Here is a 9,444-nt window from a genome sequence, read left to right on the forward strand (position 1 = left end):
GGTATGGCGGCCGGCCGACCGACGCTCGAAGAGGACACGCTGTTCATTGCTTGCACGCGACCGGCGATGATCGCGGGTGTGACGATGGAGGCCATGGGCATGAACGTGATGGCCACGACGATCTTCTACCTCGTTGCCGGTTCGATTGCCTATGCGCTGGTTGGCGTCGTCTTCCATTTCGTGTTTCGGGCTCTCGTCAAGCACGATCACAACATGTTCCGCATCCTGCTGGCTTGGGTCGAGACACGCGGCCGTTCCCGCAACAGTGCCTATTGGGGCGGTGCAACACTCTCGCCTCTCCGACTGGCCCGCCGCTTTGACGAAAGGGATATAGGATTTGCCTAGCATCGCCACCCTCAGATCTCGTGAGCTCCTACCCGAGGCGTTCATTCCCTATGTGCGCCACATTGACGAGAAGACAATTGCGCTCGACTCCCGCACGTTGATGGTCATGGTCGCACTGGACGGTGTGTCGTTCGAAACCGCTGATGTGCTCGACCTTAACGCCCTCTATCGCGACCTCAACACGCTCTATAGAAACATCGCCGATGAGCGGCTCGCCCTGTGGACGCACCTAATCCGCCGCAGAGACCGCGACTATCCCGATGGGACGTTTGCAACGCCATTCTCCGCCGCGCTGAATGATAAGTACCGCGAGCGCATGGTGCGCGAGGACCTGTTCCGCAACGATCTTTATCTGACCGTCCTCTGGTCACCGGCCCGAGATCCAGCCGACAAGGCGGTTAAACTGCTCTCGCGCCTCCGGCGTGCAAAGCACGGTGGCTTCGAGCTTGACGAAGAAGCCCTCAAACAACTTCAGGACAAGGTCCTCGATCTTACCGCTGGACTGAAGCGTTTCGAACCGCGCGCGCTCTCCCTCTACGACCAGGACGGCATGCTGTTCTCCGAGCCGAGCGAGGTCTTGCATCAGATCGTCGGCGGTAGGCGCGAACGAGTGCCGCTGACCGAAGGTCGCATCGCCTCGGCGATTTACTCCGACCGCGTCATCATCKGGCGCGAGACGATCGAAATTCGGYATGAGGCGGCAACCCGGTTTGCCGGCATGCTGAGCTTCAAGGAATACCCGGCCCGGACAAGGACCGGCATGCTGGACGGCGTGCTGACCAGTCCGTTCGAACTGATGCTTTCTCAATCTTTCTCCTTCGTGTCGAAGGCGGACGCTCGGGTCATCATGGGGCGAAAGCAAAACCAGATGGTCAGCAGCGGTGACAAGGCGGCTTCCCAAATCGATGAACTCGACAATGCCATGGACGATCTGGAGTCCAACCGGTTCGCGCTCGGCGAGCATCACCTGACACTCTCCGTGTTCGCATCGACAGTGAAGGAACTGACGGACAATCTTGCAAAGGCTCGCGCCAGCCTGACCAATGGTGGCGCCGTCGTCGCGAGAGAGGATCTTGGTCTCGAGGCTGCCTGGTGGGCGCAACTGCCGGGCAATTTCCGCTACCGGGCACGATCGGGTGCTATCACCTCGAAGAACTTCGCGGCACTGTCACCGTTCCACTCCTATCCGATCGGGCAGAAGGATGGCAACGAATGGGGACCGGCTGTTGCTCTGCTCAAGACGGCTTCTGGATCACCCTATTATCTCAATCTGCATTACGGCGATCTCGGCAATACCTTCATGTGCGGGCCATCGGGCGCCGGCAAGACCGTGATCGTGAATTTCATGCTGTCGCAGCTGGAGAAACACGATCCGCACGTTGTGTTCTTCGACAAGGATCGCGGCGCGGACCTCTATGTCCGCGCCGCTGGAGGCACCTACCTCCCCCTGAGGAATGGTGTCCCGACCGGCTGCGCTCCCCTCAAGGCCCTCGATCTCACGCCAGAGAATAAAGTGTTTTTGGCACGTTGGGTCGGAAAGCTTGTGGGCTCCGGGACACGAGAACTGACGGTCACAGAACTTCGCGACATCGCCGGCGCGATTGATGGCCTTGCCGACCTGCCCGTGGACCGCCGGACGATCGGAGCTCTGCGGACCTTTCTCAACAACACCGACCCGGAAGGGATCGCGGCCCGGCTCCGCCGGTGGGAGAGGGGAGGGCCGCTTGGCTGGGTCTTCGACAATGTCATCGAGGACATCGGCTTTGGCGATTTCGGCGGCTCGGCCAAGTTCATTGGCTACGACATGACGGATTTCCTCGACAACGAGGAAATCCGCACGCCACTGATGGCCTATCTCTTTCACCGCGTCGAACAGCTGATTGATGGCCGTCGGATCATCATCGTTATCGACGAATTCTGGAAGGCGCTTCAGGACGAAGGGTTCCGTGATCTTGCACAGAACAAGCTGAAAACCATCCGCAAGCAGAACGGCTTGATGCTGTTTTCCACGCAGAGCCCCCGCGATGCGCTGATCTCGCCGATCGCACACACCATCATCGAGCAATGCCCGACACAGATATTCCTCCCCAACTCGCGCGGCAGCCATGCCGACTACGTCGACGGTTTCAAGCTCACGGAGCGGGAATACGAATTGATCGCGCGCGAGCTTTCTGTCGATAGCCGAAGGTTCGTGTTGAAGCAGGGACACAACAGCGTCGTCGCCGAGCTCGACCTCAACGGTTTTGACGAGGAACTCGCCATCCTTTCCGGTCGAACCGCCAATGTCGAACTCGTCGATGCGATCCGCGCGGAGGTCGGCAATGACGTCAAGGACTGGCTTCCCATTTTCCAACAGCGAAGGAGTGCAAGCTGATGGCTTCCTATCGACTACAGGGCGCGCTGCTCGTTACAGTGATCCTGCTTTCTGCCCAAGGTGCGGGGGCCCAAGGGATTCCGGTCATCGATCAGACCGCTATCGCCAAGCAGATCGAAAGCATCGCGCAGCTCAAGTCTCAACTCGACGCGCTGAACACGCAAATCGAGAAGGCACAGCAGCTTTATGGTTCGCTCAACAAGCTGACCGACATGGCGGATGTCGCCAGCGTGCTCAACGATCCGGCGATCCGCAAGGCGCTTCCGTCCGATTTCGCGGCCATCGAGGGGTTGCTCAAAGGCAGTGGCACCGGCGTATTCGGAGATTCCGCCTCGAAATTCCTGGACAGTAACGCGACCTACCGCACCAGTGCCGACGATTTCTATGCCAAGGAATTGTCGCGTGTTCAGAGCCAGAGTGCCGGTCAGATGAGCCTTGGTCAGCAGATCTACGATGCTGCGACCAAGCGCATCGACGGGATCGATCAACTGCGCGAGAAAATATCGTCGGCAAGCGATTCCAAGGACATTGCGGACTTGCAGGCCCGGCTTCAGGCCGAACAGGCGTTCCTCCAGACGGACGTGCTGCGGATGGAAGGGTTGCGGATGGTACAGCAGGCACAGACCCAGGTCGATGAACAACGGAAATCAGAGGATTGGCGCCAACGCATGGACGCCATGAAGGCGGCGCTGCAGTGAGGCGGGTTCCGATTCTCGTCTCGCTGGCTCTTCTGGCAGGCTGCTCGCAGGGGTCCGAGCGAACGTACACGGTCGAAGAGTTTGTCGCCGATCCCGAGCTGCTGGCCCGTACGATTTCTGATTGCCGAGGCAATCCGGGTGAATTGCGCGACACGCCGAACTGCCGGAGTGCGGAAGCGGCAGATGGCAGGCTTCGCCTTCAGAATATGCGCAAAGCACTGGGAGGTTGAGCCGATGTATCAGGTCTTCGAATTCATCGATGGACAGTTCAAGCAACCGCTGGAGACATTCGTCTCGGACGGGACCTCAAACATCGCCGAATGGGTGACGGGGCCATTGACGGCAGCTGTCACACTTTACGTGGTCCTCTATGGCTATCTGGTTCTACGTGGGTCCGTGCAGGAGCCCATTCTCGACTTTGCCTTTCGCGCGATAAAGCTCGCGATCATCGTCATGCTGGTCAAGAACGCCGGCGAATACCAGACCTACGTAACCAACATCTTCTTCGATGTGTTGCCACGCGAGATTGCCCAGGCCCTGAATTCGGGGGCGGCCCCGAGCGCCAGCACGTTCGACAGCCTGCTGGATAAGGGTCAGGCTTCTGCGACCGATATATGGTCGCGCGCCTCCTGGCCGGTCGACATCGTCACCGGGGTTGGTGGCATGATGGTCATCGGCGTCAGCTTTCTCGTTGCAGGGATCGGTTATGTGGTCTCTCTCTACGCACGGTTGGCGCTGGCAATCGTGTTGGCGATCGGGCCGATCTTCATAGCGCTCGCCATGTTTCAGTCGACGCGGCGCTTCACAGAATCCTGGATTGGGCAGCTTGCTAACTTCGTGATCCTGCAGGTTCTCGTCGTCGCGGTCGGCTCGCTCTTGATTTCCTGCATCGACTCGACCTTTACCGCGATCGACAGCTACACCGACGTTCTCATGCGGCCGATCGCTCTCTGCGCCATCGGCATCGCCGCCCTTTATGTTTTCTACCAGCTTCCAAGCATCGCGTCAGCCTTGGCATCTGGCGGTGCGTCGCTGGCTTATGGCTATGGCGCCGCGCGAGATGCGCACGAAGGCATGTTGGCCCGGGGAACATCAGATACCGGCCGGATGATTGGTCGCGGGGCTCGCGTTGCTGGCCGTGCCTTCGGATCAAGAAATTCCGGCGCGTGACATCCGCACAAGACAATAAGAAAAGGCCTGCCTGAATGATTAAACCTGCCCTGTTGCTCGTTCTCGCTGCCACGCTCGGCGGCTGCGCATCACTGACATACCCGTTACCGAAGTGCGATGGCTATTCACGCMGCCCCCTGAACCGTTCGATGTGGGAATGGCAGGGAGACAGCAAACTGAAGGACCAACAATCGAACGCAAGCTCCTCCACGTCCGTGACACCATTTGCTGAGGAGGCGAGGGAGCCCGCAGCCTTCGCGCACATGGAAGTCGACGGTTCCTATCGCCGTTGTGAGGGATGAGGCATGGCGCCGGCAGATAATCTCAAGAGTTATTTCGACAAGGCGCGTCGTTTCGATCAGGACCGACTGATCCAGATCGAACGTTCGAACCGGATCGCGTGGTCCATCGCGATCGCGTCCGGCATTGTCGCCAGCGTCTCCGTCTTTGCCATTGCGGGTCTCACGCCGCTCAAGACGATAGAGCCTTTCGTCGTTCGCGTCGACAATTCGACTGGCATTGTCGATGTCGTGTCGGCGTTGACGTCGACGGCCGGAACCTACGACGAGGCGGTGACAAAATACTTCGCTGCCAAGTATGTGCGCGCCCGCGAGGGTTATGTCTGGAGCGAAGCACAAGAAAACTTCCGCACGATCGCCCTTCTGTCGACCCAGCCGGAACAGACACGTTTTGCAGCCATGTATCGGGGCAGCAACCCCGAATCGCCTCAAAACGTCTACGGCCGAACTGCCACGGCGAGGATCGATATCGCGTCGATTTCACTCATCAATCAGAATGTTGTCTCCGTGCGCTACATGCGCACCATCACACGAGGCGAGGACGTTCGAACGACCCATTGGGTTGCGACCTTGACCTTCTCTTATGTCAACGCCCCGATGTCATCGACAGACCGGCTGGTGAACCCCCTCGGTTTTGCCGTCAGTGAATATCGAGCAGATCCCGAGGAGGTGAGATGATGCGCAGCGTGGCAATCGTCGCATTCGTCCTATCCGTTTTCATGTCACCGGCGCTCGCTCTGGAGATCCCACGCGGCGCCTCGCAGGACAGCCGGGTCCGCTTCGTGAACTATCAGCCCTTCAACATCACGAAAGTCGTTGGCACCTTGCGATCATCCGTACAGGTCGAGTTTGCCTCTGACGAAGAAATCGCCCATGTGGCGCTCGGCAACAGTGTCGCCTGGGAAGTCGCGCCGGCTGGCAACATCCTGTTCCTGAAACCCCGCGAGAACCAGCCGGTGACGAATATTTCCGTGGTGACGACCCGCCGGGATGGCTCGACCCGGAGTTATCAGATGGAACTAACGGTGCGGGACGGTTCTGTCGAAGCCGGGCAAAACACCTATTTCTATGTGAAATTCAGATACCCCGAGGATGAAGCTGCGTTTCGCCGGCAGCAAGCAGCGTCCAGGGCCCTCGCGGCTCAGGCGAAGGATGCCGACAATGTGCTGGCTCTCCACGAAGCGTATGGTCCCCGAAACTGGCGCTACTCTGCCCAAGGCTCTCAGGCGCTGGAGCCRCAAAGCGTCTACGACAATGGAAAGATCACGACGTTTGCCTTCGTCGGCAATCAGGAAATGCCCGCCATCTATATCGAAAATTCGGACGGGTCAGAAAGCCTGGTTCCGAAGTCCGTCGACGGCAATCTCGTCATGGTGCACGCCATCAGCCGCAAGTTCATCCTGCGGCGGGGCAAGGACGTGCTTTGCGTCTTCAACGAGGCCTACGACCGTGTCGGCATTAATCCCGATACCAACACGACGTCTCCCTCGGTAGAGCGCGTCGTCAAAACCGACAACGCGCAATAGGGTACGACATCCATGGCTCAAGAAGATGAAACCCGCATTCCCGGAGAGCGTGCGGAATCAGTCACCGGCCGGCGGATGGACAACAATCCTCTTTTGAAACGGGGCGCGGTCGCGATTGCGATCGTTGCGTTTGTCGGCTTTGCCCTTTGGTCGACAACGGCGACGAAGACAAAGGATGACAATATCCAGCCTGAACGCGTGGTTATTCGCCAGACGAATCCGTTTGAGGCCGCCAAGGAAAAGGCCGAACCGGTTCAGGTCGTCCCGGAAGTGAAGTTGCCGACGCCCGTCGTCGAACCGCTCGTAGAGGAACAGGATAAATTGCTTGATTCCGCCCGCCGCGCCCCGGTGATGGCCTTCAGCAGCGGGCAGAAAAACACCAAAGACCGACGGGAGGCCGATAGTTCGAATTCGCCTGACAGCAATTTCGTGCCATTCGACAACAACATGATGGGCCAAAACCAGCAGAACAACGACCAGCAGCGTTTTGACGGTCTCCTGCGGCCAACCCGGCTCGAGGGGTCGCGCGCGGGCACGCTCGGCAATCGGGACTTCATCGTGGCGATGGGGACTTCGATCCCTTGCGTGCTCGAAACGGCGCTGGCATCCGACCAACCGGGTTTTACCACTTGCGTGATCAACCGCGATGTTCTTTCCGACAACGGCCGGGTCGTGCTGATGGAAAAGGGCACGCAGGTCGTCGGGGAATATCGGGGCGGGCTCCAGCGCGGACAAAAGCGTCTCTTCGTTCTCTGGAACCGGGCAAAAACACCGAAAGGCGTCATCGTCACGCTTGCCTCGCCCGCGACAGATGCCCTTGGACGCGCAGGCGTCGATGGCTACGTCGACACCCATTGGTGGGAGCGCTTCGGCAGTGCTCTTTTGCTTTCGATCGTCGGTGACGCGACCAGCTATGCCAGCAGCCAGTTGCAGGATAGCGATGTCGATGCACAGAACACCACGAGCGCCGGCCAACAGGCGGCCGCGATCGCTGTCGAACAATCGATCAACATCCCGCCTACGCTGAACAAGCATCAGGGCGAACAGGTCTCGATTTTTGTTGCTCGCGACCTCGACTTTTCCGGAATCTATCGTCTGCGGGTAACCGAACCCAAGAACCGCATTTTCGACCGCGCCGTGCTGGGTGATTTTTCGCCGCGGTCGACGCTCGTGACGAAGTAGGATAGGGAATGTCGGAGGGACAGGACTCGGCTGTCGTAAGCGAACTCTTGAAGCCGTTTTCGCCCTATCTCCAGGACCCATCCCTTTATGAAGTGATTGTGAATCGGCCCGGGCAGGTGCTGACAGAAGGTTCAGGTGGTTGGCGGACCCATGATAAACCGGAACTGACCTTCGAGAAGCTTATGCGCCTCGCCCGGGCCGTCGCCAGTTTTTCTCATCAGTCGATTGATGAGATGCGTCCGATCTTGTCGGCAACGCTTCCAGGTGACGGGCGGATCCAGATCGTGATCCCACCGGCGACGTTGAAGGAGACGGTCAGCATCACAATACGAAAACCGTCCTCGGTCGACTTCAGCCTTGATGATTTGGAGGCAAACGGATTCTTTGAAAAAACGCGCGCAGCGTCTCTTGGGCCATCCTCCCGGGATGAGGAACTGACCGAAATCTACCGTGCTGGCCGTTTTAAGGACTTCCTGCGTCAGGCAGTCATTGCCCGCAAGAACATCATCATCTCGGGCGCAACGGGTTCAGCCAAAACCACCCTTTCGAAAGCGCTCATCAAACATATTCCCGAAGCCGAGAGGATCATCTCGATCGAAGACACGCCTGAGCTGGTGATATCACAGCCAAATCATGTGCGGCTGTTCTACTCAAAGGGCGGGCAGGGTCTTTCCCTTGTGGGGCCGCGTGAGCTGCTGGAATCATGTCTTCGTATGCGGCCAGATCGCATCTTGCTACAGGAACTTCGGGACGGAACTGCGTTCTACTACATCCGCAATGTCAATTCAGGCCATCCCGGTTCGATAACGACTGTTCATGCCAATTCAGCAGAACTTGCCTTCGAGCAGCTGGCCCTCTTGGTAAAGGAGTCAGACGGTGGAGCCGGCATTGATCGCGCTGACATTCTCACGATGCTAAAGGCTGGCATTGATGTTGTGGCGCAGTGCAAGCGAGAGAATGGTACATTCCGGTTAGCGGAAGTGCTGTTCACAGGGGCATCGAAAGATTGAGCTCCGCCCGATTTTTCCGAGGCGCGCGCTGGTGTCGAATTCGTCAAAAGAAGCGTCATACCCGACTGCTCGACCCACGTCCCGCCTTCGGGCCAAACGTCTCGACGATCTCACACCGCGCGACCACGCCTCCGGGCCCCTGATTTAGCAATGCCAGGACAGCGGCCCGATCCATAGGGACCGTCTCCATCCTCTCGAGAACCGTTGTCGCCCATTCCATTTCAGGGTCAACCTCAACGTCCTCGCGCAAAGAAATCACCGCACTGCGGGCTTCCTCAAGACTGTCAAAAAAAATGTCCGAAATGCCCGTCGGCTTCCATCGTTCCTCCGGAGGAATTCCGGCAACCGAGTAGGTGTAGAATGTAAAAGAGCGCGGGTTTTCCAACGATTTCTCCTTGAGCATTGCTGGCGGTACGCCCCCGCCTTTCAATACTCATTGACCCCCGGCCGCGGGGAGTTCGAAACCGTGTATCCACAGCCCTGTAGCCTTTAGTTCGAGAACCTGGACATACGCCACAGGCTCCCCGACGCTGAAGGTCAAGGAGGGGGTCTTTTGGGTAGACCCAACCATTGGATACAGGGGTTTCGACGCCCCAGAGCAGCGCGTACTGCTCCAACGTCAGGTTACGACATCCCATTGAATTTGTCCTCAATTTTCTGCCACACCATGGCGCCGACAGAAGGATTTGCCCTTGAGCGGGGCGGATAGCGGYGGAAGGAAAGGCGTTGGCCGCCGGTGACGCGGCGGGTGCCGGCCGGAAGCGGTGAGGGCGGTGGGTGTGGTTGGAGGAAAAGGGGGGAAGGAGGGTTTGTGGCGGATTGAGGTTGTCGGAGAGAGGC

11 protein-coding genes are annotated in these 9,444 nt (G+C 58.6%); 10 read left to right on the forward strand and 1 reads right to left on the reverse strand.

Annotated features, from left to right (window positions below; genetic code table 11):
- The first annotated feature begins 3 nt into the window (after nucleotides 1-3).
- The 10 genes from QD409_RS31055 to virB11 are packed head-to-tail and all read left to right on the forward strand — an operon-like array spanning nucleotide 4 to nucleotide 8,604.
- The gene (locus tag QD409_RS31055; RefSeq protein WP_430764580.1) at nucleotides 4-345 is read left to right on the forward strand and encodes a type IV secretion system protein VirB3; all 342 of its coding nucleotides are present in this window, start codon (nucleotides 4-6) and stop codon (nucleotides 343-345) included.
- Nucleotides 338-2,719, forward strand: a complete 2,382-nt coding sequence (locus QD409_RS31060) for a VirB4 family type IV secretion/conjugal transfer ATPase (RefSeq protein WP_430764581.1) — start codon at nucleotides 338-340, stop codon at nucleotides 2,717-2,719. The genes QD409_RS31055 and QD409_RS31060 overlap by 8 nt, the downstream gene beginning before the upstream one ends.
- Nucleotides 2,719-3,417, forward strand: a complete 699-nt coding sequence (gene virB5 / locus QD409_RS31065; protein WP_430764582.1) for a P-type DNA transfer protein VirB5 — start codon at nucleotides 2,719-2,721, stop codon at nucleotides 3,415-3,417. Before QD409_RS31060 ends, virB5 begins: the two co-directional genes overlap by 1 nt.
- Entirely contained in the window at nucleotides 3,414-3,647 is a 234-nt protein-coding gene (locus tag QD409_RS31070; protein ID WP_430764583.1) for an EexN family lipoprotein, read from the forward strand. The genes virB5 and QD409_RS31070 overlap by 4 nt, the downstream gene beginning before the upstream one ends.
- Nucleotides 3,648-3,651: 4 nt before the next feature.
- Nucleotides 3,652-4,587, forward strand: coding sequence for a type IV secretion system protein (locus QD409_RS31075; protein WP_430764584.1), 936 nt, complete (start codon nucleotides 3,652-3,654; stop codon nucleotides 4,585-4,587).
- Between the two features lie 35 nt (nucleotides 4,588-4,622).
- Nucleotides 4,623-4,889: a hypothetical protein gene (locus QD409_RS31080; protein WP_430764585.1), complete on the forward strand. Its 267-nt coding sequence runs from the start codon at nucleotides 4,623-4,625 to the stop codon at nucleotides 4,887-4,889.
- A 3-nt stretch (nucleotides 4,890-4,892) separates the two neighbouring features.
- Nucleotides 4,893-5,564: a virB8 family protein gene (locus QD409_RS31085; RefSeq protein ID WP_430764586.1), complete on the forward strand. Its 672-nt coding sequence runs from the start codon at nucleotides 4,893-4,895 to the stop codon at nucleotides 5,562-5,564.
- Nucleotides 5,561-6,412, forward strand: a complete 852-nt coding sequence (virB9, locus tag QD409_RS31090; protein ID WP_430764587.1) for a P-type conjugative transfer protein VirB9 — start codon at nucleotides 5,561-5,563, stop codon at nucleotides 6,410-6,412. The genes QD409_RS31085 and virB9 overlap by 4 nt, the downstream gene beginning before the upstream one ends.
- 12 nt (nucleotides 6,413-6,424) lie before the next feature.
- A complete protein-coding gene (gene virB10, locus QD409_RS31095; RefSeq protein WP_430764588.1) occupies nucleotides 6,425-7,594 on the forward strand; it encodes a type IV secretion system protein VirB10 in 1,170 nt (389 codons plus the stop codon).
- 8 nt (nucleotides 7,595-7,602) lie between these two features.
- On the forward strand, nucleotides 7,603-8,604 hold the full coding sequence (virB11, locus tag QD409_RS31100) for a P-type DNA transfer ATPase VirB11 (RefSeq protein ID WP_430764589.1): 1,002 nt from the start codon (nucleotides 7,603-7,605) through the stop codon (nucleotides 8,602-8,604).
- Nucleotides 8,605-8,659: 55 nt separating this feature from the next.
- Here the strand turns inward: virB11 and QD409_RS31105 are convergent, their stop codons facing one another.
- A complete protein-coding gene (locus tag QD409_RS31105; protein ID WP_430764590.1) occupies nucleotides 8,660-8,989 on the reverse strand; it encodes a hypothetical protein in 330 nt (109 codons plus the stop codon).
- Nucleotides 8,990-9,444 lie beyond the last annotated feature (455 nt).

It is taken from the genome of Rhizobium sp. BR 315, assembly GCF_050577975.1.
GTDB lineage: Bacteria > Pseudomonadota > Alphaproteobacteria > Rhizobiales > Rhizobiaceae > Rhizobium > Rhizobium miluonense.

Coding starts and splice junctions, on each gene's coding strand:
- virB10 (WP_430764588.1), top strand. CDS start 6,425: ATGGCTCAAGAAGATGAAACCCGCATTCCCGGAGAGCGTGCGGAATCA.
- QD409_RS31055 (WP_430764580.1), top strand. CDS start 4: ATGGCGGCCGGCCGACCGACGCTCGAAGAGGACACGCTGTTCATTGCT.
- virB5 (WP_430764582.1), top strand. CDS start 2,719: ATGGCTTCCTATCGACTACAGGGCGCGCTGCTCGTTACAGTGATCCTG.
- QD409_RS31075 (WP_430764584.1), top strand. CDS start 3,652: ATGTATCAGGTCTTCGAATTCATCGATGGACAGTTCAAGCAACCGCTG.
- virB11 (WP_430764589.1), top strand. CDS start 7,603: ATGTCGGAGGGACAGGACTCGGCTGTCGTAAGCGAACTCTTGAAGCCG.
- QD409_RS31085 (WP_430764586.1), top strand. CDS start 4,893: ATGGCGCCGGCAGATAATCTCAAGAGTTATTTCGACAAGGCGCGTCGT.